This is a genomic window from Cryobacterium sp. CG_9.6, from assembly GCF_029893365.1.
GTDB lineage: Bacteria > Actinomycetota > Actinomycetes > Actinomycetales > Microbacteriaceae > Cryobacterium.
Map to the genome: position 1 here is coordinate 1,584,024 of NZ_JARXUZ010000001.1, position 21,596 is coordinate 1,605,619.

The 21,596-nt window shown below is 62.8% G+C and carries 19 protein-coding genes and 1 pseudogene; 17 read left to right on the forward strand and 3 right to left on the reverse strand.

Going from position 1 to position 21,596, the window contains the following annotated elements; translation table 11 throughout:
• Positions 1 to 178 precede the first annotated feature (178 nt).
• Positions 179 to 397 carry a hypothetical protein gene (locus H4V99_RS07145; protein WP_280676817.1) on the forward strand — a complete coding sequence of 73 codons (219 nt, stop codon included), beginning with the start codon at positions 179 to 181 and terminating at the stop codon, positions 395 to 397.
• 52 nt (positions 398 to 449) lie between these two features.
• Here the strand turns inward: H4V99_RS07145 and H4V99_RS07150 are convergent, their stop codons facing one another.
• On the reverse strand, positions 450 to 1,052 hold the full coding sequence (locus H4V99_RS07150; RefSeq protein ID WP_280676819.1) for an HD domain-containing protein: 603 nt from the start codon (positions 1,050 to 1,052) through the stop codon (positions 450 to 452).
• Between the two features lie 214 nt (positions 1,053 to 1,266).
• Here H4V99_RS07150 and arsD point away from each other — a divergent pair, with 214 nt between their 5' ends.
• The 7 genes and pseudogenes from arsD (at position 1,267) to H4V99_RS07185 (ending at position 6,298) form a co-directional block, all read left to right on the forward strand.
• Positions 1,267 to 1,683, forward strand: a complete 417-nt coding sequence (gene arsD / locus H4V99_RS07155) for an arsenite efflux transporter metallochaperone ArsD (RefSeq protein WP_280676821.1) — start codon at positions 1,267 to 1,269, stop codon at positions 1,681 to 1,683.
• Between the two features lie 5 nt (positions 1,684 to 1,688).
• A complete protein-coding gene (gene arsA, locus H4V99_RS07160) occupies positions 1,689 to 3,458 on the forward strand; it encodes an arsenical pump-driving ATPase (RefSeq protein WP_280676823.1) in 1,770 nt (589 codons plus the stop codon).
• Positions 3,459 to 3,664: 206 nt separating this feature from the next.
• Positions 3,665 to 3,811 (forward strand): hypothetical protein, encoded by a 147-nt coding sequence (locus H4V99_RS07165; protein WP_280676825.1) that lies wholly within the window; start codon positions 3,665 to 3,667, stop codon positions 3,809 to 3,811.
• Positions 3,812 to 3,814: 3 nt separating this feature from the next.
• Positions 3,815 to 4,486, forward strand: coding sequence for an arsenate reductase ArsC (locus tag H4V99_RS07170; protein WP_280676827.1), 672 nt, complete (start codon positions 3,815 to 3,817; stop codon positions 4,484 to 4,486).
• A gap of 23 nt (positions 4,487 to 4,509) precedes the next feature.
• On the forward strand, positions 4,510 to 4,632 hold the full coding sequence (locus tag H4V99_RS07175) for a hypothetical protein (RefSeq protein ID WP_348522357.1): 123 nt from the start codon (positions 4,510 to 4,512) through the stop codon (positions 4,630 to 4,632).
• A gap of 180 nt (positions 4,633 to 4,812) precedes the next feature.
• Positions 4,813 to 5,618 (forward strand): annotated as a pseudogene (locus tag H4V99_RS07180) (CoA transferase subunit A).
• On the forward strand, positions 5,618 to 6,298 hold the full coding sequence (locus H4V99_RS07185; RefSeq protein ID WP_280676829.1) for a 3-oxoacid CoA-transferase subunit B: 681 nt from the start codon (positions 5,618 to 5,620) through the stop codon (positions 6,296 to 6,298). Before H4V99_RS07180 ends, H4V99_RS07185 begins: the two are co-directional and overlap by 1 nt.
• A gap of 163 nt (positions 6,299 to 6,461) precedes the next feature.
• On the opposite strand, the gene H4V99_RS07190 is transcribed toward H4V99_RS07185, so the two are convergent.
• The gene (locus H4V99_RS07190) at positions 6,462 to 8,405 is read right to left on the reverse strand and encodes a cell wall-binding repeat-containing protein (RefSeq protein WP_280676831.1); all 1,944 of its coding nucleotides are present in this window, start codon (positions 8,403 to 8,405) and stop codon (positions 6,462 to 6,464) included.
• Positions 8,406 to 8,767: 362 nt separating this feature from the next.
• On the opposite strand from H4V99_RS07190, the gene H4V99_RS07195 reads away from it, so the two are divergent.
• Positions 8,768 to 10,093 (forward strand): DUF1524 domain-containing protein, encoded by a 1,326-nt coding sequence (locus tag H4V99_RS07195; RefSeq protein WP_280676832.1) that lies wholly within the window; start codon positions 8,768 to 8,770, stop codon positions 10,091 to 10,093.
• 75 nt (positions 10,094 to 10,168) lie between these two features.
• Here the strand turns inward: H4V99_RS07195 and H4V99_RS07200 are convergent, their stop codons facing one another.
• A complete protein-coding gene (locus tag H4V99_RS07200; RefSeq protein ID WP_280676834.1) occupies positions 10,169 to 11,704 on the reverse strand; it encodes a M1 family metallopeptidase in 1,536 nt (511 codons plus the stop codon).
• 256 nt (positions 11,705 to 11,960) lie between these two features.
• Here H4V99_RS07200 and H4V99_RS07205 point away from each other — a divergent pair, with 256 nt between their 5' ends.
• From H4V99_RS07205 to H4V99_RS07240, 8 genes are all read left to right on the forward strand, one after another.
• Positions 11,961 to 13,346, forward strand: a complete 1,386-nt coding sequence (locus tag H4V99_RS07205) for a magnesium chelatase (RefSeq protein WP_280676836.1) — start codon at positions 11,961 to 11,963, stop codon at positions 13,344 to 13,346.
• Complete coding sequence (locus H4V99_RS07210; protein ID WP_280676838.1) at positions 13,339 to 15,381, forward strand: VWA domain-containing protein; 2,043 nt, start codon at positions 13,339 to 13,341, stop codon at positions 15,379 to 15,381. Before H4V99_RS07205 ends, H4V99_RS07210 begins: the two co-directional genes overlap by 8 nt.
• Before the next feature lie 151 nt (positions 15,382 to 15,532).
• Positions 15,533 to 16,708: an ABC transporter substrate-binding protein gene (locus tag H4V99_RS07215; protein WP_280676840.1), complete on the forward strand. Its 1,176-nt coding sequence runs from the start codon at positions 15,533 to 15,535 to the stop codon at positions 16,706 to 16,708.
• A gap of 77 nt (positions 16,709 to 16,785) precedes the next feature.
• Positions 16,786 to 17,661, forward strand: a complete 876-nt coding sequence (locus H4V99_RS07220) for a branched-chain amino acid ABC transporter permease (RefSeq protein ID WP_280676842.1) — start codon at positions 16,786 to 16,788, stop codon at positions 17,659 to 17,661.
• A gap of 2 nt (positions 17,662 to 17,663) precedes the next feature.
• Positions 17,664 to 19,496, forward strand: coding sequence for a branched-chain amino acid ABC transporter ATP-binding protein/permease (locus H4V99_RS07225; RefSeq protein ID WP_280676844.1), 1,833 nt, complete (start codon positions 17,664 to 17,666; stop codon positions 19,494 to 19,496).
• Positions 19,493 to 20,206, forward strand: a complete 714-nt coding sequence (locus H4V99_RS07230; protein WP_280676846.1) for an ABC transporter ATP-binding protein — start codon at positions 19,493 to 19,495, stop codon at positions 20,204 to 20,206. The genes H4V99_RS07225 and H4V99_RS07230 overlap by 4 nt, the downstream gene beginning before the upstream one ends.
• Before the next feature lie 197 nt (positions 20,207 to 20,403).
• The gene (locus H4V99_RS07235) at positions 20,404 to 20,556 is read left to right on the forward strand and encodes a hypothetical protein (protein ID WP_280676848.1); all 153 of its coding nucleotides are present in this window, start codon (positions 20,404 to 20,406) and stop codon (positions 20,554 to 20,556) included.
• Between the two features lie 254 nt (positions 20,557 to 20,810).
• Positions 20,811 to 21,464 carry an NAD(P)H-dependent oxidoreductase gene (locus H4V99_RS07240; protein ID WP_280676850.1) on the forward strand — a complete coding sequence of 218 codons (654 nt, stop codon included), beginning with the start codon at positions 20,811 to 20,813 and terminating at the stop codon, positions 21,462 to 21,464.
• Positions 21,465 to 21,596 lie beyond the last annotated feature (132 nt).

The following is a 21,596-nucleotide window of genomic DNA, read 5'->3' on the forward strand; positions in this document are numbered from 1 at the left end:
GACGAGGGTTGCTCACTTTAAAGTTAGTTACTTTGGTAGATGATTTTGCCCCCGCGCAAGCCGGCGACCAGCCCGCCCTCGCGCTCTGATCTTGCATTCAGTCTATTTCCGACCACTGACACGCCTCGCGGGGGTTCTATCGGCCGACACGTATGTCGGTCAGGGTATGTTGAGAAACATGATGAGTCGTATTGGACGCAGCACCCTGATCACCGTCGGCGTGATTGCACTCATTCTTGGTGGAACCTGGGTCGGGCAGGGTCTGAATCTGATCCCGGGAAGCTTCATGACGGGTAGCCAGATGTGGTTCTCCATCGGACTCATTGTCGTCATCATTGGCGTCATCCTGATTGTGGTCGGTCTGCGACGACCAGGGGAAAGCAGCACGAGCAAGTGAGACTTGCCTGAGGCCATAGCGTCTCAACGGTGGCGCGGTTACGACGTGATGTTTAGAGCTTTTCAAACGGATGGCTCGCCAGTTTGGCGGCAAGGCCTCCCGCTATGAGACGAGCCGCTGCGGTATCCGGCTTGCGGAGTGCCTGGTCGTGGACGCAGGTGCCAAAGTCGCGTGCGAGGTCGAGTCGGGGGTGCTTTGCGAGAACGTCGCGCAGGAATGGCTCGGGCAGGGCATCGGGACGAGCGCCCGAAATGTCGAGGCTGGTCGCGATCTCGAGCAGATACGCCTCCAGATCTTGCACGGGGTCGACCGAGGGCCAGTTGTGGCGAACGATCACGTCGAGAGCCCGCGTCCGTCGGTGTCTATCCCAGCCTGCACCAGCGGTCACTGCCCAGGCAACGTGCCCACCAGAGTGCTCGTAGGAAAGACGGTCGTTATCGAACTCCTCGGAGAGACCCACATCGTGAAGAAGCGCGGACACGCACAGCAGCTCCGCGTCGAACTGATCGCGGTTCTCCACGACTCCGAAAGCACAGGCCCACAGCCAGGAGCGGATGCTGTGATTCACGATGGCGCTCGTGCCATAGTTCGTGACGACCTCGAGTGCCCCGCGTACGGCAGGGGTGTCGGGAAAGGGGAAGTCCGAAATGCGCATACGCGCATTATTCTCTGGGCACGTACCTGTCACCAAATCACCGCTTCCGCGAGCATGGTCGAGGTCTTGGCCACGGACATCCGCTCTCCGAATTTCGACCTGCAGACAGTGCGTGTGCGCAGAGTTGTCGCCTGCTCTTGTATTGACTTCCATCGATGCAGAGCACCATACTTAAATATCGATAGAAATCAATACAGTGAGATGAGGAAACGAAATGACGTCCATTCGGATCTACGAACCGGCCCTGTGCTGCGAATCCGGGGTGTGTGGCCCCGACTCTGACGCGTCGCTCGTGACCGTCACTGCCGACGTGCGACGTCTGAAAGACCTTGGTGCCGACATCGAACGCCACAATCTGGCCACCGACCCGACGGCATTCACGGATGACGTGGGGGTGCGTGCCTTTATGCACACGGTCGGTTCCAAGGGCCTTCCTCTAACCGTGGTCGATGGCGTTACCGTCGCCACTGGCCGCTACCTGGACCGGGAGCAGCTGCTTGATTTTGCGGGTCTTGCAGCCAGTCTGCAGCCAGAATCAGGCCGAGTCGATCTGGGTCTGACCAGTGCAACGGCTGCGCCGGCTTCCGCGGACGCCAGCGGATGCTGTGGCGGCCCGGCAGGCTGCTGCTAACGGTCATGAAGTTTCTCGAGAACCCACCCCGCTTTCTGTTCTTCACGGGCAAAGGCGGGGTCGGCAAGACTTCCGTCGCGTGCGCCACCGCCCTCACGCTTGCCCAGGAGGGCAAGCGCGTCCTGTTGGTGAGTACCGACCCCGCGTCCAATGTGGGGCAGGTCTTCGGTGTCACGATTGGCAACACCGTAACGCCTATTCCCCTCGCTCCCGGCTTGTCTGCCCTCGAAATCGACCCCGAGCAGGCGGCCGCGGCTTACCGGGAGCGCATCATCGCACCGGTGCGTGACCTGCTGCCCGCTGAGGAGATTGCGGGCATTGTCGAGAGTCTTTCCGGCTCCTGCACGACGGAGATCGCGTCGTTCGACGAGTTCACGAGCCTGCTCGCCGATGAGACCGTTTTCGGTGCGTATGACCACATCGTCTTCGATACGGCCCCGACCGGGCACACTATTCGTCTGCTCCAGCTGCCCGGCTCATGGACGAGTTTTCTGGAGGCCGGCAAGGGGGACCCGTCCTGCCTCGGCCCGCTGTCTGGACTCGACAAGCACCGTTCGATGTACGCTGCCGCAGTGGATGCCCTGACCGACCAGACTCGTACTCGACTGGTTCTCGTTGCCCGCGCTCAGGCATCCGCTCTTGCCGAGCTGGAACGTACGTATGGTGAGTTGAACCAGATCGGGATCACCAGTGGTTCCCTCGTGGTGAACGGGGTGCTGCCCGACATGGTCGGGGACGATGAGCTCACGATGGCCGTTCGCGCCCGTGAACGTGCTGTCCTCGACGCTCTGCCGGAGACGTTGTCGGTTTTGCCGCTCGATGAGCTGGAACTGAAGGCCTTCAACATGGTGGGTATCGGTGCCCTCGAATCGCTCTTCACCAGGAGTGTGAGTGCGCCGGATACGGGCCTCCCGGATGTGTCTGGCGATGATGACCTGGTTGATGCTCCACTGGCGGCGCTCGTGGACGAGCTCGAACTGGACGGTCACGGACTTGTGCTGTGCATGGGGAAGGGCGGTGTGGGAAAGACGACCGTCGCTGCTGCGATCGCCGTGGCGCTGGCCCGTCGCGGGCACGCCGTGCACTTGACCACGACGGATCCCGCCGCGCATCTCACCGAGACTCTCCACGGCAGCGTTCCCGGTCTCGCGGTCTCGCGGATCGACCCGCTCGAAGCAGTTCAGGCGTACCGCGAACACGTCATGTCAACCAAGGGCAAGGCACTCGATGCGGATGGTAGGGCTGCCCTGGCCGAAGACCTGCTGTCGCCGTGCACGGAAGAAGTGGCGGTGTTTCAGCAGTTCTCCCGGATCGTGCACGAATCCCGCCGCACATTCGTCGTGGTCGACACGGCCCCGACCGGGCACACTCTGCTTCTTCTCGACGCGACCGGGTCGTATCACCGCGAGATGGCTCGGCAGATTGGCGATTCGCTGAACTTCACGACGCCACTGATGCGTCTGCAAGACCCGGCTCTCACCAAGGTCGTTCTGGTCACTCTCGCCGAGACGACACCGGTTCTTGAGGCCGAGGGCTTAGCGGATGACCTCAAGCGTGCGGGCATCTACCCGTGGGGCTGGGTCGTGAACGGATCTGTGGCCGCGGCTCGTCCAGAGTCTCCATTTCTGAAACAGCGCGCCGCGAGTGAGAGAGAACTCATTGATCGGGTTCGGTCGCGGTCCGGGCGGGTGGCGGTCGTGCCGTTATTTGCCCAGGAACCGATTGGAGTGGACCGGCTCGCGGGCCTGACGGCAGACACGCACCAATCCGCCTGAGGTATCCGTGGTCGATGAGCCTAGAGTCGCGTCTCCGCTCATCGACACGGCGAACAGATCGACGTGCTTGTGCAGGCGCTGTGAGCCGAATTCGACCGGGGTGTTGGCGCCTCTACATGAACGGGGTGTGAATTCCGGGTCCGATTGCCCGTCGAAGCATAGACGCTCACCTATGCTTTGAGGACGTCGAGATTAAGGAATTCGTCATGTCCCTCAAGTCCACCGTCCTGTTCGTCTGCATTCACAACGCCGGCCGGGGGATCGATGACGTGCGTCCGATTCGCGACAATATCGAGGCTCGTGTTGAGGCGCTCCTCGCGGAGATCCTCCCCGCCGCCGTCGAAACGGTTTAGGTCATGACAGATCTGAGTGCTCGTCGCAGCCTGTCCGGACTGGCCTATCCAGAGGAGTATCTCAAGCGTCTCGCCGAGGATCTGGCCCGCAAGTTCGCGGGAGTCTTCGGCAGCGAGACAGTCGAGCGCTACGTGCTCGAGTCCTACACCGCACTCCTCCGCACGGCGACGGTTAAGGCGCATCTGGCGACAAACACCATCCGCTTTGCTACAGACCGTCTGACGGCCCTGGCGCAGGCGAAAGGCGCGGTCGCTCGTCCCGTTCCGGAGGTGCTCTTTGTATGCGTCGAGAATGCGGGTCGCTCGCAGATGGCGGCCGTGCTGACCAGCGCGCTCTCGAATGGTGCCGTGCACGTGCGCTCGGCCGGCTCGTCGCCAGCGCATGAGTTGAATCCGGCTGCCGTGCACGTGATGACGGAACTTGGGCTCGACCTCAGCGAGGCCTTCCCGAAGCCACTCACCGATGACGTGGTGCAAGCAGCAGATGTCGTCGTCACGATGGGCTGCGGGGACGCCTGCCCGATCTACCCGGGCAAGCGGTATCAGGACTGGAATCTCGCGGATCCCGCAGACCTGTCCCTCGACGACGTTCGCGCGGTCCGAGACCAGATCACGGCGCACGTGATCGAGATGCTGACCCTCCTCGGAGTCGAACCGACGGGCCTCAACGTCTGAGCACCATCGAGAACGTCGTTGTCGTGGGTTCCGGTCCGGCCGGGATTACCGCGGCCATCGAGCTCGCCCGGGCGGGACTCGCGGCGCTCGTCCTCACGCGACCCGGCGCTGCTGACGTACCTCACCGCGGCATCCGCTTACGCTGACGGTATGGCCATACGACGGGCGGTTCTCGGTGATCAACACGTGGATGCTGCGACCGCCGCACCCGCAGCTGCCTCACCATCGCTGCCCTGACCAACGGACTCACCCGCGCCGAAAGCAGCGAAGCGAAGCAGTACCCCACCGCCGACACTGCCATTCGTCCCAGCTAAAGGATTTGCACCATGGATAAGACCTACCCCTCTGCAGCGGCCGCTGTGGCCGATATTCCTGACGGTGCCTCGCTCGCGGTAGGTGGTTTCGGCCTGGTGGGTGTTCCCATTGTGCTCATTCGCGCACTGCTCGCCCTCGGCAGTACCAACCTGCACGTCGCGTCAAACAATTGCGGCGTTGACGGGTGGGGCCTCGGTGAGCTGTTGCAGGAGGGGCGCATCAGCCGGGTTATTGCCTCCTACATCGGTGAGAACAAGGACTTCGCCCGGCGGGCCTCGGCGGGGAACTCGAAGTCGAACTGACCCCGCAGGGAACTTTGGCCGAACGGCTTCGTGCAGGCGGAACCGGTATCCCCGCCTTCTATACCGCCAGTGGCGTGGGCACCATGGTTGCCGAGGGCGGCCTGCCGTGGCGTTACGGACCCGACGGTGAGGTGACCGTGTCATCGCCGCCGAAGGAGACCCGGCTGTTCTCATCGCTCGGCGGCGGGAAGACGGAGTACGTGCTTGAAGAGGCCATCGTCACCGATTACGCCCTCGTGCGCGCTGCGAAGGGGGATCGTCACGGCAACCTCGTGTTCGAGAAATCGGCCCGCAACTTCAACCCGGTCGCGGCCATGGCCGGTCGCATCACCATTGCCGAGGTCGGTGAGCTCGTCGAACCGGGTGAAATCGACCCCGACGAGGTGCACCTCGCCGGCATTTATGTGAATCGCATCGTGCAGCTCGGGGCAGCGGATGCCGCCGACCTGCCGATCGAGAAGACCACGACTCGGCCGCGACCAGCGGCATCCGCCAGCGAAACTGGAGCACACTAATGGCCCTGACCCGCAACGAAATGGCTGCGCGCGCCGCGCAGGAACTTGCACCGGATTCATATGTCACTTTGGGCATAGGTTTGCCGACGCTCATTCCCAACTTTTTACCCGACGGGGTTCATGTGGTGCTGCACTCCGAAAATGGTGTGCTCGGCGTTGGGCCCTACCCCGGGGAGGGTGAGGAGGACCCCAAGCTGATCAATGCCGGTAAGGAGACCGTCACCGTGAATGCGGGGGCGGCCTATTTCGACTCGGCGCAGAGTTTTGGCATGATTCGGGGTGGCCTCATCGATGTAGCTGTGCTCGGTGCGATGCAGGTGTCGATGGCCGGTGACATTGCCAATTGGGCGGTGCCCGGCAAGATGATCAAGGGCATGGGCGGAGCGATGGACCTCGTGCACGGTGCTGACACCGTGATCGTGGTGATGGAGCACGTGACCAAAACCGGTGACCTCAAGATCAAGACAGTCTGTGACCTGCCACTCACGGGCAAGGCGGTTGTCACCCGCATCATCACCGACCTGGCCGTGATCGACGTGACGCCCGAAGGTCTGGTGCTGCGTGAGGTTGCGCCTGGGGTGACCGTGGACGAGGTGCAGGCCGCGACCGAAGCAGTTCTCCTGGTCCCGGAACCCCCGACAACGATTCACACCCTGATCCGTGACGGAGCTGCTGCGTGACCGTGCTGCTCTTATGGATGAAGCTAGGTGTGGCTTTAGTGGCGTCGCCACCAACGGCAGACTCGAGAGCTTCTTCGTCGGATACTCACGGCCCGACGCAATCGAGTGGAGTGTCGTGTTGTTCAACATGCGGTCTGCCCCAGTTCAGGGTTACGGACTCGTCTTACGGCAGGATGGCGCTGTTCACGGAGTTCTCCCCGCCCAGCACGATGATGCGGGTGGGGCGCAGCCGGTTCAGCTCGGCCTGAATGACGGCGGGGATGTCGCCAGCCTGAACCAGCAGCACAGGGGCGCCGTTCCTGGCCGCGACGGGGGCGCCGGAGAGGGCGTCGGGAAAGTTGTGGCCGTTGGCCAGGTAGGCCACCGGGATGCCGGGGGCGAATGTTGCGGCGGAGATCGCGGCGGAGGTGGCGAACCGGTCGGGCCCGTGCAGGCGGGTGACCCCCTGAGGGGCCAGAGTCGCCAGCTGCGCCTCGACCAGTTGGTTCACGGAGTTCACTCCGCCGAGCACCACGATGCGCGTCGGGCTCAGGCGCTCGAGTTCGGTCAGGATCTCGGTCGGGATGGCGTCGGGCTGCACGAGCAGCACCGGGGCGCCGTTCGTGGCCGCGACGGGGGCGCCGGAGAGGGCGTCGGGGAAGCTGAGTCCGCTCGCCACGTAGACCACTGGCGCGCCCGGGGCGAAGCTGGCGGACGAGATGGCAGCTGAGGAGGCGAAGCGGTCAGGGCCAAAGAGCCGGGTTACGTTACCCGTGGGGGAGAAGGTGGCCAGCTGCTCGGCGACCGTGACGTTCACGGAGTTCTCGCCGCCCAGCACAACGATGCGCCCGGGTTTCAGGCGGGATAGCTCGGCCTGGATGATGGAGGGGATGTTGTCGGCCTGCACGAGCAGCACGGGGGCGCTGTTCTTGGCCGCGACCGGGGCGCCCGAGAGGGCATCCGGGAAATTGGTGCTGCTGGCGACGTACGCCACAGAGACTCCCGGGCTGAAGTTCGCGGCGGAGATGGCCGCAGACGTGGCGAAGCGGTCACTGCCCGCCAGGCGGGCCCGCAGGTGGCTCCACCGGCTGGCCGAGTCCACCGTGCCGGCCTTCTGGATGTTGTCGTCGCCGATGATTACCGTGGTCTGAACCCCGCCAACGCTGGCCCAGTCGGTCACCGGGCTTGGTGCGCCACCATCCACCCGGTAGACCTGACCGGCGGGCTTGGCGGTGACGAAGGTGCCGTCTGCAGGATATCGGCGCAGGTGGCTCCACCGGCCCGCGGCATCCGGTGTTCCGGCTTTGCGGATGGCGTCGTCGCCAATCGCAACGGTCGGTTGCTCGCCGCTATAGGTTGCCCAGGTTGATACGTAGATCGGGGCGCCGCCCGCGACGCGGTAAACCTCACCGCTGGGCTTGGCGGTGACGAAGGTGCCGTCGGCGGGATGCTGCGGCAGCTTGGCCCACTGGGCGTCGGAGAGGGTGATCAGCGGCTGCGGCCCGCCGAAGACCGCCCAGTCGGAGACGTAGACGGGGGCGCCGCCGACGATGCGGTAGACGTGGCCGCCGTACAGCACGAAGACGCCGGGGGAGAGCGGCGACCCGGCATCCTTGTAGTGGATGTAGCCGGTGGGGGCGGAGGCCTTGATCGTACGCCGGTGATAGGCGCCGTCGGGTACGCCGTTGATGCGCCAGTTGTACTCTTCGGTGACGATGGTGCCGTCCCTGTTCACCGCCTCCACCCAGGCCAGGTGGCCGTATTCCCACCAGGCAACGGCGCCCACCGCTGGAGTGGTGTCGACGGTGTAGCCGCGAGCGCGGGCATCCGCGCCCCACCTGCTGGCATCGTTGTAGAACGGCATCTCGAAGCCGTTGCGGGAACTCAGCCGGAAGGCCACGAAGGAGGTGCACTCGCGGTTGTACATGCGCCAGGTGTCGAACACGGAGTCGATAGGGATATCGCGCCATTTGGCCGGGTAGTCGTCGGTGCCAGCGTAGGCGGCGGGGGCTGCTACGAGTACTGAAGCGACGAGAACGAGGGCTGTCAGTAGGGCGGTCAGTGCTCTGCGCAGGCCATGGGGGCTGCGGGGGCGCGGCGGAGTCTGAGGGCCTGCGTGGATATCCATCTGCGTCCCTAGAAAGTTGACCAGCAGATGCTGCCCTGTCCCGGCTCTCTCATCGTAACTGTGGACGGCGTCAAATATCTAACAAATTCTCACTTCTGTCTACCCTTATTTGGGTGGCATCCGAATCGGGTCCCTTTGGGCCCGACTGATTTGTGATCTCCGTGCATGGGGCAACGCCCACGCAGTGCTGTCAATGGGGGATTTTTAGGGTGCGTTTGCGACGGGCGCGGCGGCAGACCGCAATATCAGTAAGGTTCCCTGTTCTGGGGTGTGCGCTCGGTCTTTGACCCGGCCTTGGCTCCCGTACATTTAGATCATTCTTGTATGCATTCAGGGGTGAGTGCAGTGAAATGGGGGATCAGATGATGAAATTTGGCAAGAACAAGCCCGAGCCAGTGAAAGCGCCTCCCGTCCCGGCATCCAGCGCCACAACGACGTGGTCCAAGCCGACGTTTAGTATCTGGATCCTCGGCGGCACGGTGGCCTTTTTTGCTTTGATGTATGCAATCGTGGGTGGATTCCCCGCTGTTCTCGTCATTCTCGGAATGACTGCCCTAGTGACGGGCGTCTACACAATCTCTGGTCGCCGACCGTGGGCATCCGTTTCAGCCCGCAAGACAACGACGATTGCGCTCGCAGCCAGCCTCGTATTCTTCATCTCGGGTGGGGTCGCTTCTGCGGCACCAGATGCAGGTGAAACTGCCCTGGCTGGGCAGCCCACGGCCAGCGTGTCAGCAAGTGCCACGCCAACCCCAACCCCCACACCGACTCCAACGCCTGGTCCGGAATTCTCTGAAGAAGCACCGGTCGACCCCTCAACAGTCTCTACTCCGACTGAAGCCGCATCAGTCGTAGCTGCTGACACCAGCTCCACCGAGACGACGGCGGTCGCGCTGCTCGCGACCATCCCCGTGAAGGGCAAGGCAGTCAAGACCGGCTACGAGCGCACCGGAATGTTCGGCTCCGCCTGGATCGACGTCGACCGAAACGGATGCGACACCCGCAACGACATTCTCGCCCGGGATCTGAACCCCATCACGAAGTCGGGAACCTGCCGCGTGATGACCGGTTATCTCGTCTCGCCGTACACGGCCACGTCAATCGCCTTCGTGCGTGGACAGGACACGTCAGCTCTCGTGCAGATCGACCACGTCGTGGCCCTGTCGAACGCATGGCAGACGGGTGCCCAGCAGCTCACGCAAGCTCAGCGCGTTTCCCTGGCAAACGATCCCCTCAACCTCCTCGCCGTCGATGGTCGCTCCAACGCGCAGAAGGGCGACGGCGACACTGCAACGTGGCTGCCGTCCAATAAAGCAATCCGTTGCGGCTACGTTGCTCGTCAGATATCCGTCAAAGCAACGTATGGTCTGTGGGTCACTCAGGCCGAGCACGACGCCATGGCCCGCATCCTCGGTTCCTGTGCGGGTGAAATGGCGCTGACGTCCTCGTTCACGCCGGCACCAGCTCCAGTTGTTGTTGCCCCTCCGGCGCCAGCCCCGGTCCCTGACGTCGTGGCCCCTGAACCAGCCCCGGCACCGGCACCTGCACCGGCACCTGCACCAGCCGAGGTCTACTACGAGAACTGCGACGCTGTGCGCGCTGCGGGAGCGGCACCGCTCTCCGCGGGATCACCGGGCTTCCAACCCAAGTTTGACCGCGACGGGGATGGTGTTGGCTGCGACGCCTGATGATCGTCGGAGCACTGCTAAGGGCAAGCCGTGCCGTGAACGTAGGGTTCTCCTTGCAGGGAGATGCGCTGAGGGCTAGGGCATGGCCGGGCGGTCTGCTTCGCGCAACCAGTCGTCGAAGAACGTGTGGAGTTGCTGGCCCGAGGTCTGTTCCATAACGTCTTCGAAGTCCGCAGTGGTTGCATTCGAGTCGTCGTACTGAGTCAGCCACAAGCGGGCGCCGGCGAAGAAAGCGTCGTCACCGATCTTTGCGCGTAATGCGTACAGGGTCGCTGCGCCACGCAGATAGACCGGATCCGCGAAGAGATTGTCGCGACCTGGGTCTGCAATGCTGAGTGCCCAGCCGTCGTTCTCGTCGAGGTATGCCACCGTGTCGGCAAACTGATTGGGAAGCGATGCGGTGCCCTGATGTTCCTGCCACAGCCACTCGATATAGGTGGCCCAGCCTTCGTTCAGCCAGATGTCTTTCCAGTCCGCGGGGGTCACAGAGTTACCGAACCACTGATGCCCCAGCTCGTGCACCACGGTGCTTTCGTCCGCGACCTCGGAGTACACCGGGCGGGTCTGGGTCTCCAGGGCGTAGTCGACCGAGTCGTCGTCGACTATGGCGCCGAAAGACTCGAACGGGTAACGCCCGAATTGGGTCTCAAGAAAGGTGATCATCTCGGGCTGCAGTGCGAGTGCCGCCGTCGTCTCTGTGAGGGCCGCGCCTGTCACCGCATTGTCGATCGCATTGATGATCGGCAGACCATTCGGGCCCGCGTCGCGGGATACGGCGTAGTCGCCTACGCTTGCCGTCGACAGGTAGCTGGACATCGGGTCGGATGCCCGCCACGTCCACGTTGTCCAGCCGGCCTTCGTCGTCGGTGCCCCGACGGGCAGCCCGTTTGCCACAGCTGTCTTACCGGCCGGCACCGTGATGCGGTACGTGTAGGTGGCCTTGTCTTCCGGGTCATCGTTCACGGGATACCAGGTCGCCGCGCCATCGGGCTCGTTGACCACCATCGCTCCATCAGCAGTGGTGACCCACCCATACAGGGCTCCGGTGGTGTCGAGTGGTTGCCCGGTTGCCCCACCGTACTCAATCACAATGGTCGTCGTTTGTCCTGCTTTGAGTTTCGGCCGCATCCCAACGGTGAGCTCCCAGTATCGGTTTTCATCGTCCTGCTTCTGTGACCACACGGCGCTGTTCTTGCCTTGCGCATTCCCGTGTGGTGCGGCCTTGCCGTCCACGCGCACCGAGGAGACGTCGAGGCCACGCAAGTCGAAGTTCAGCGACTGCAGATCTTGCTTCGCGCGAAGGGTGATGGTGGCGACGCCGCTGAGGCGCCCTGTCAGAACCGTGGGCTCCGTCGGCGGCAGGTAGCGCAGGGCGAGGTCGTAGTTCTGCACGTCGTACCCGCCGTTGCCGGCGTTGGGGAAATACTCGTCACCGCTTCCAGCCGCACCGGCCGTGAACCTCGCGCCCTCATTTATGAGGGAGACCTGCGCCGTCTCACCGAACGCACCGGACGACTTGGGGATTACTGCTGTGCCGGTTCCGCAGGCGGTCAGAGCGAATAAGGATATTCCCGCCAACGCGACGGTTGTGAGCCTTCTCAATGAATACACGGAGCATCCCCTTCGTTGGGAGTGAGGGTGAATACGGACCGGCTGAACTGACGACATCTGCTGAGACGAGGATTGTGCACGGAATCGAAACCCTAGTGCCCATCCCTTGCGACATCAACCCTGCTCATAGAATTGGCGCAGCGAGCACAGTGAATCTGGCCTCATTCACAGGGGCCATCGTGGCGGCGCTGGCAGTTGCCTGACCATCTTGATGCGCACTCACGGGATGATCTCCTTGCGGCGTACCATCAGCAGGATGAACCGTCCAACCGCGACAACGGTGGGTGACCTGCGAGCGTTGGGGCACATCCACAAGACCCTCCGCGCCGAGCTGCGCGATAACCTGCTCGGTGCCCTGCGCGAGCACCGTAACCCGTGGCCGGGACTGCACGGGTTCGACACCACCGTGATCCCGCAGCTGGAGCGGGCGCTCATCGCCGGCCACGACATCGTGCTTCTCGGTGAGAGAGGCCAGGGCAAGACCCGCTTGCTGAGAACGATGGTGGGTCTGCTCGACGAGTGGTCGCCGGTGATCGCAGGATCCGAGCTCGGTGAGCATCCGTACGTTCCGATCACCGCGGCGAGCATTCGCCGTGCTGAAGAGCTCGGCGACGACCTGCCCGTAGCCTGGCGCGGACGCGACGAGCGGTATGCCGAGAAGCTCGCGACCCCCGACACGAGCGTTGCCGATCTCATTGGCGACGTCGACCCGATGAAGGTTGCCGAGGGACGCAGCCTCGGCGATCCCGAAACGATCCACTTCGGAATGATCCCCCGCAGCCACCGCGGCATCGTGGCCATCAACGAGCTCCCCGACCTCGCCGAGCGCATCCAGGTGGCGATGCTCAATGTGATGGAGGAGCGCGATATCCAGATTCGCGGCTACGTGTTGCGCCTCCCGCTCGACGTGCTCGTCGTCGCGAGCGCGAATCCCGAGGACTACACGAACCGCGGCCGCATCATCACGCCGCTGAAAGACCGCTTCGGTGCTGAGATCCGCACCCACTATCCAATCGACCTTCTCGATGAAGTTGCGATCATCCGCCAGGAATCGGAGCTCATGGCTCAGGTACCCGACTACCTCATCGAAATTCTCGCCCGCTTCACACGGGGACTGCGCGAGTCTTCTGCAGTCGACCAGCGAAGTGGCGTCAGCGCACGAGTCGCCATCGCGGCCGCCGAGACCATTGCGGCGTCGGCGATCCACCGGGCCACTCGTCAGGGAGAAGCGGATGCCGTTGCGCGCCCCGTCGACCTCGAAACGGCTGTCGATGTGCTCGGCGGCAAAATCGAACTCGAGTCGGGCGAAGACGGACGGGAAGACGAGATCCTCGACCACCTGTTGCGCTCGGCCACGGTGGAGACGGTAAGGGCTCACCTGCGCGGGCTCGACTTCGATCCTCTCGTGGAGGCGATCGAGAGCGGGGTGATGGTTGTCACCGGTGAGCAGGTTACGGCCAGTGCCCTACTTGCCGGGCTGCCCGTTCTCGGCGAATCCGAACTGTACGACGAGATCTTCGCCCGCCTCGGCGCCACCAACGACGGGCAGCGGGCCGGCGCGATCGAACTTGCTCTCGAGGGGCTCTACTTGACGCGCCGCATCAGCAAGGAGACCGTCAGCGGCGAGGTTATCTATGGCTAGGACGAATCGCCGACTCACCCACTCCTCTCGCTACGGGAAGTACGCGGGCGGTCCCGATCCGCTCGCCCCGCCCGTCGACATCGCCGAAGCCCTCGACGCCATCGGCGAGGATGTGATGGCCGGATATTCCCCCGAACGTGCCATGCGCGAGTTTTTGCGCCGCGGAGGCGCGGACCGCCCCGGGCTCGATGACCTCGCCCGTCGCGTCGCAGAGCGCCGCCGCGAGCTGACGAGCAAACACAACCTCGACGGCACTCTGCAGGAAATTCGTGAACTGCTCGACAAGGCGGTGCGGGCCGAGCGTGCCCAGCTCGCCCGTGACGTCGATCTCGACGACGTCGACCGTGCGCTCGCCGAAATGCAGCTGGACAACCTCCCGGCCTCGCCCGCGGCGGCCGTGAGCGAACTCGGGAGTTACGACTGGCAGAGTGCTGAAGCCCGCGCCGACTTCGAGAAGATTAAGGATTTACTCGGTCGAGAAATGCTGGACCAGCGTTTTGCCGGCATGAAAACGGCCCTCGAGAACGCCACCGAGGACGACCGCGCGGCCATCACCGAGATGCTCAACGACCTCAACGACCTGCTCGAGGCCCACGGGCGCGGGGAGGACACCACCGCCCAGTTTGAGCAGTTCATGGCCAAGCACGGGCAGAACTTTCCCGAGAATCCGGCCAACGTCGACGAGCTTCTCGATTCGCTCGCCCAACGGGCTGCTGCCGCCCAGCGCATGCGCAATTCGATGACCGAGGAGCAGCGCAACGAACTCGACGCTCTCTCTCAACAGGCTTTCGGCTCTCCCGAGCTGATGCAATCGCTCTCCCGACTCGACGGGGCGCTCCAGTCCCTGCGCCCGGGCGAGGACTGGGGAGGAGGAGAGCGGATGGACGGCACCGATGGCCTCGGTCTCGGAGACGGCACCGGGGTCTTCCAGGACATCGCCGACCTTGACGATCTCTCCGAGCAACTCTCTCAGTCGTATGCCGGTTCGGGCATGGAAGATCTTGACCTTGACCTCCTGGCCCGTCAGCTCGGAGACGAGGCCAGAACCGACGCCCGCGCACTCCAACAGCTCGAGAAAGCGCTGCGCGATTCGGGCACCCTGAAACGCGGAACCGACGGTTCGCTGCGGCTCACGCCGAAGGCGATGCGCCAGCTCGGCAAGGTGCTATTGAGAGACGTTGCCGAGCGGATGTCGGGTCACCAGGGTGCCAGAGACCTCCGCCGGGCGGGGAGTGCGGGAGAGCGCTCCGGTGCCACCCGAGAGTGGAACTTCGGCGACACCGAGCCGTGGGATGTGACGCGCACTATCACCAACGCGATCACGCGCATCGCCGGGCAGGGCAGCGTGACCGGATCGGGCGTCAGGATCGAGATCGGCGACGTGGAGGTGCACGAGACCGAAGCCCGCACTCAGGCCTGTGTCGCCCTGCTCGTGGATACCTCCTTCTCCATGGCCATGGATGGCAGGTGGGTGCCGATGAAGCGAACGGCACTCGCGCTGCACACCCTCATCAGCACGCGGTTCCGCGGGGATGACCTCACCCTCATCGGGTTCGGCCGTCACGCGCAGGAGCTCGATATCGAGCAGCTCACCGCTTTGGACGCCGCTTACGAGAAGGGCACCAATCTGCACCATGCATTGATGCTCGCTAACCGTCACTTCCGCAGGAACCCGACTGCGCAGCCGGTGCTTCTCATCGTCACCGACGGTGAGCCCACCTCCCATATCGAACCCGGCGGCGAGGTCTACTTCCGTTACCCACCCGATCCGCTCACCATCGCCCACTCGGTGCGCGAGCTCGACGGATCGATGCGGCTCGGAGCCCAGACCACGTTCTTCCGACTCGGGGACGATGCCGGCCTCGCCAGATTCATCGACTCGATGGCCAGGCGCGTGGGCGGTACCGTCGTGGCACCGGAGCTCGACGATCTTGGCGCCGCAGTGGTCGGTTCCTACCTCAGCTCTCGACAGGGGCCGGCAAGTGCAGGTTCTGGCGAGTTCGACGGGATGTTCGGCCGCGGCTGGGGCCTGTAGCTCCGAGCAGGAACAGAAGCGGGGCGCCGTCACACCGAGCATGAACGGTTGCCGGGGTTGTGCCGGAACGGTAGTCTCCATCAAGAGGAAGGGATCACCGCTTGAACACCAAGTGGCACCATCGCTCCACTTGGTCCAGGAGGTCCACCTAATGAGAAGAAAACTGCTCTCTGCTGCAGTCTGCGGTTCAGCACTGTTGCTGGCCATCACCGGTTGCACCGCCACCAGCTCCACGGATTCAACCACCAGCGGCGGCTTGACCGGCTCGGGATCCGGGGCGGACTGCATCATCGATTCCCCCGTTTCCATTGGCGCCGCTTTCAGCCTCACCGGAGCTGCCGCCCAGTACGGCGCCGGTCAGCAGAACGCACTCGAACTCGCTGCTGCTGACCTGAACAAGGTCGGTGGCGTCAGCTACGAACTCACCATCGAGGATGACGCGACCGACCCCAAACAAGCCATCCAGGTATTTGACTCCTTCATCGCCTCGGATGCCAGTATTATCGTCGGCCCGACCCTCTCCAACACGGCGAAGCAGACGGACCCAATCGCGCAAGATGCTCAGGTTCCTGTGCTCGGCGTGTCGAACACGGCAGCCGGCATCACTGAAATTGGCGACTATATCTTCCGTAATTCCCTGACCGAAGACGCCGTCATTCCGCAGACCGTGAAGGCTGCTGTCGACACTCTCGGCGTGAAAAAGGTCGTTGTGATGTACAGCAACGATGACGCTTTCACGGAGTCCGGTTACCAGGCGTTCGCTGCGGCGTTGGAGGACCAGAATGTTGAGGTGGTCGACACCCTGACGTTCTCGAAGTCAGACACCGACTTCCGTGCCCTCCTGAACAAGGCCAAGCAGTCCGCTGCCGACGCCATCGTGGTTTCTGGCCTGATCGATGCCGCCGTCCCGCTCGTCAGCCAGGCCCGTGAAATCGGCATCGACACCCCCATCATTGGTGGGAATGGCTTTAACTCACCGGCGCTGCTCGCCGGCGCCGGCGCCGCCGCCGAGGGTGTGATTGTGGGAGCCGCCTGGAACTCGGCTTCCGATAACGAGCAAAACGTGAAATTCATCGCCGATTACACGGCCGCGTACGATACCGCCCCCGACCAGTTCGCCGCGCAGGCTTACGCCGGCATGCAGATTATCGACCACGCCGTTCGCTCGGGATGCTCGGGCGAGCGTGAAGACCTCAAGGCGAGCCTTGGCAACGTGACCGACGTTGCAACCGTTTTGGGCAACGTGAGACTGGACGAGAACCGCGACGCCGTGCACGATGCGCTTGTTCAGATTGTTCAGGATGGCAAGTTCACCATTCTGAACTAGCCCGCACCGCATCACACGTAAATACTGGCCGTGTGCTGCCCGCGGGCGGCACACGGCCAATAACAGGGACGTCACCAATGCAACTCTTTCTGGACGGGATCTTTCTCGGTTCCATCTATGCGCTGTTCGCCATCGGCTTCACCCTGGTGTTCGGCATTCTCGACCGGCTCAACCTCGCCCACGCTGCGGTCTTCACGGCCGGCGCTCTGGTGGGGATCGAGATCGTGACCCGGCTGGGCGTACCGATTTGGTTGCTTATCCCCATGGTGCTCGTGTTCGGTGCGGTGCTCGGAATCCTGATCGAACGAATCGCCTTCCGCCCGCTGGCTGGGCGGCACGATGCTCACTTCGCAGGGCTGATCTCCTCGATCGCTTTCGGGGCCATCCTTCTCTCGGTACTGCAGGCACTGTACAGTGCCGACACCAGACGTTTTCCAGCTGACGCGTTTCCGAGCACGCGCGTGGAGATTCTCGGCGCGACGGTATCTCTTCTGCAGGTCGTTATTCTCATCATCAGCGTCTCGCTGATGATCGTGCTGACCTGGTTGGTCGCTAAATCCAAGCTCGGTCGCGGCATGCGCACCATCGCCGAAAATCCGCACGCCGCCGCAGTGCTGGGGCTCAACGTGGGTCGCATCAGCAGCACGACGTTTGCCCTGTCTTCGGCGCTGGGCGCGGTAGCCGGAGTACTGTTCACCCTGAACGTCAACGCAGCCTCGCTCGGAATTGGCCACGCCGTCGAACTCAAAGCCCTCGCCGTCATCGTGGTCGGCGGAATGGGGTCCCTGCCCGGCGCCCTGATCGGCGGTTTGATCCTTGGCGTGGCTGAGGTTCTCGCCGTGAACTACATCGGAAGTTCCTGGCGCGACATGGTGGCGTTTGGGCTGCTGTTTCTCATTCTGATCCTTCGACCGCAGGGCCTCTTCGGCGCCCGCAAGACGCGGGAGGTCTGATCATGCTGACCGAGTACAGCTCCCTGATCACCCTGCTCGCATTGACGGCAATCCTCGCCTTCAGTTTCTATGCCGTTTTGATCGCCGGGCAATTGAGCCTCGCCCAGGTGGGCCTAGCCTCGCTAGCCGCCTTCACCTCCTCACTCGTCGTTCCAGCCGAACCACTGTTCGGCTTCATCCCGCCGCTCATCATCGGTATCGTCTTCGGCATGGGGGTCGGCATCATTGCGGCCTTTATCCTGGGCCTGCCGGTCATTCGTTTGCGCGGGGTGTTTCTTGCCATCGCTACCCTCGCTTTCGGTGAGATGGTGCGAATCTTTCTGATCAACCAATCGTGGACAAACGGCGCGCAGGGAATGAGCTTTCCCAAGCTCGTGGGCATACAAATTGCCTGGATTGCCCTTGCTGTTGTGGCCTTCTGGTTCTGGCGCCTCTCCGGCTCCCGGATGGGACGCGCCTTCGCGGCGATCCGTGAAGACGAACTAGCCGCCTCCACCATGGGCATCGACGTGCCCCGCTACCGCATGGCCTCCTTCGTTATTGCGGGTGCCGTTGCCGGCCTCTACGGCGTGCTCCTGGCCTACTTCTCCCGGTTTGCCGACCCCAACGAATTCTCCTTCGTTGCCGCCGTCGACGGTCTGGTTACGGCGGTCGTGGGCGGCGTGACATTCTTCGTGGGCCCCGTTCTGGGATCGATATTTCTCTCCCTGCTGCCCGAGGTGCAGCGCGTGATTGGCATTGATGCTGGCTGGATTCGTCCCACGGTGTCGGGAGTGCTGCTGCTGGTCGTTATTCTCTTTCTGCCGGGAGGGCTGTCCGGGCTCATCCCGCGGAGGAAATCCGCCACGCGTCTCATTGTCGATGCAGCCGCACGCCCCACCTTGCCGCCGTTGCCCGAAATGGGTACCGAGCTCGTTCGCCTGCAGGGCCTCGGCAAGTCCTACGGTGGAGTGCACGCGGTGCGCTCGGTTGATCTCACCGTGGCAGCCGGTGAGGTTCTCGGGCTGATCGGTCCCAATGGCGCCGGCAAGACGACGCTCGTGAACATGGTGACCGCGTTGACACCGCCGAGTTCTGGGAGCGGCACCGTGGTGGGTATTTCCCTCACCGAGAACACGAAGGCACACCGTCTTGCCCAGGCCGGGGTTGCGCGAACCTTTCAACAGATCAAGCTCTTCAACCGGCTCTCCGCGCTGGAGAATGTGCTGGTCGGCGGCTATCGCATCACGCAGGACACACTGCTGCGCCGCCTCATTTTTCTCCCCTCAGCGCGTCGTTTTGAGCGGGAGGCCGTGGCCATGGCATCCGCTCAGCTGATTCGAGTGGGACTGGGAGACAAAGCGGCCAATGCCGCGGGGGACCTCTCCTATGGCGACCAGCGTCGATTGGAGATCGCTCGAGCGTTGGCCTCGCATCCGTCCCTGTTGGTGCTGGACGAGCCAGCGGCGGGCATGAACCACGTTGAGGCTGGTCGGTTGTCTGAGCTGATTCGTTCGCTCGCCGCCGATGGAATCGCTGTCCTGGTGATCGAGCACAACGTGCGCATGATGCTGGCTACCTGTGACCGAATTATGGTGCTGAATTTCGGAGAGGTGATCGCATCGGGCACGCCCGGAGATATCGCCCGCGACCCGAAGGTTCTCGAGGCCTACCTCGGTTCCAGCGGCTCCGATGCGGATGCCGATGGTGCAGCCGCGTTGGCGAGTGCGGATCTTGCCGAGGCTGTCATAGAAACTTCTCGTACCCACCAGTTGGGGCACGACGATGACACGCACGACGAGACGGTCAATCAGGCGGAGCCCACGGGAACGATTGAGCCGGAGGACAAGCGATGAGTGAAACGATCCTGAGTGTGGAAGGCCTGCAGGTGAACTACGGGCGCATTGAGGCCGTGCGCAACGTTTCTTTCGACGTGCCAACGGGCTCTCTGGTTACGCTGGTGGGGGCGAACGGCGCTGGTAAGACATCCGTTTTGAACGCTGTCTCGGGTCTGTTGCGTGCGCGTTCCGGTGTCATTCGGTTTAAGGGCGAGGACATCACGAAGTGGCCTGCCCACCGTTTGGTTAAGGCGGGGCTGGTTCAGGTGCCGGAGGGTCGGGAGATTCTTGGCACGCTCACGGTGGCCGAGAATTTGAGTCTTGGTGGCTGGCATCGCAGCAGCACGTTGCAAAAAAATGTGGCGAGTGTGTATGACCGGTTCCCAGTGCTGTTTGAGCGACGCAAGCTGCAGGCGGGCGCTCTCTCGGGCGGTGAGCAGCAGATGCTGTCCATCGCGCGCGCCCTCATTGCCGAACCTGAAATCCTGCTGCTCGACGAGCCCTCCATGGGGCTCGCACCGTTGATCGTCGATGAAGTGTTCGCGGTGATCGAAGAGATTCGGAGCACCGGCACGACGGTCGTGCTGGTCGAGCAGAATGCCCGGCGTGCCCTGGCAGCAGCGGATTACGGCTACGTGCTCGAGACCGGAGAGATCACCCATTCGGGACCGGCCCACGAACTGCTTGCCGACGAGAAGGTCATCGAGGCCTACCTCGGCCTGGACTGATACCGGTTGGCCACGGTAGTGGCCGCCGGTGTCCAAGCGCACGTTCTTCGCACTCGGAAGTGAGCTCCCGCCAGCAATGTGTGGATCGACCAGGCCATAAACGTAAACAAGTCGGACGTTGATCGCTTCTTCACGGGTTAGGGCACGGATTGTGGCGTTGCTTGGCGAGGAGATCCGAAGATGAGAGGGAGCATGAAATGGGCCTAGAGCGAACCTCCGAAGAGCACGGCAACAGTAACCATTCCTCGCACGCGGTTCGTCGCGGCGGGCTGAAGCATGACCTACCTTCCGAAGAGTCCGCCCTTGCTGTGGGCGACAACGATCGCCCAGGTCAGGTTGTTCTCTTTTAGATAGGCAGTTACGTGTTCTGCGGCCTCGCCGACCGATCGACGGTTGACGTGGAGAAGCTGAACGACGTGAATCCTCTTTGCCAGCATCAGCGCGGTAGTGACACCTCGCCGCATCCGCGACGCGACCCCCGACACGCGGGGTAACGGTCTGCCGTTGTTTGAGCGATAGATATTTTCTTGACCTGCGCTCTGACGAGTGTTAAATGTCAGTGACGTGATTCACACGTGCGTTATCAGGCCCCGGGAGGGACACAGTGAAACTTCTCCACATCATCGCTAGTCCACGCGGCCAGTCCAACACTCTCCGAATTTCGAGCGCATTTCTCGAGACTCTGTCGGGTGCCGTTCCTGACCTCGCTATCCACGAAATTGATTTGTTCAACTACAACTTGCCAGCTTTGGCGGGCGATAATATTCAAGCCAAGTACACGTTGATGATGGGTCAGCCCATCGACAAAAGCCACGAGGCCTCCTGGAGGCAGATCGAGCTGCTGATCGCAGATTTCCTCTCAGCGGATGCCTATCTGGTGTCTTCGCCCATGTGGAACTTCAGTATCCCCTACGCGTTGAAGTACTACATCGACTGCATCGTGCAGCCTGGCTACTTGTTCCAGTACAACGAGCTCGGACACGTGGTGCCGCTCGTAAACGGAAAGAAAATGTTGTGCATTACCTCTCGCGGGAGTGACTATTCGGCTTTGAGTCCAATGCATGCATATGACTTTCAAGAGCCGTACCTGCGCGCCATATTCGGCTTTGTCGGCATCACTGCACTCGACTTTGTCAACGCCGAACCGATGGACATGTCGCCCGATTGGCACGCGAGCGCCACGACATCAGCGATTGAACTGGCGAAGAGTATTGCGGTTCGATCGGATTGGACCGCGGACGTGACATCAGCTGTGTAGCTGTCACGATCGAATTTGGGCAAATCTCCGGCGAAATTGCTTGAGCGAGTGATGGCGCCGTGTCAGCTCACTCGTGTGGCGCGCAGCCCGTACCTGGTGCGCCCGCGAGGCTTGTAGACCGACAAGAACCTC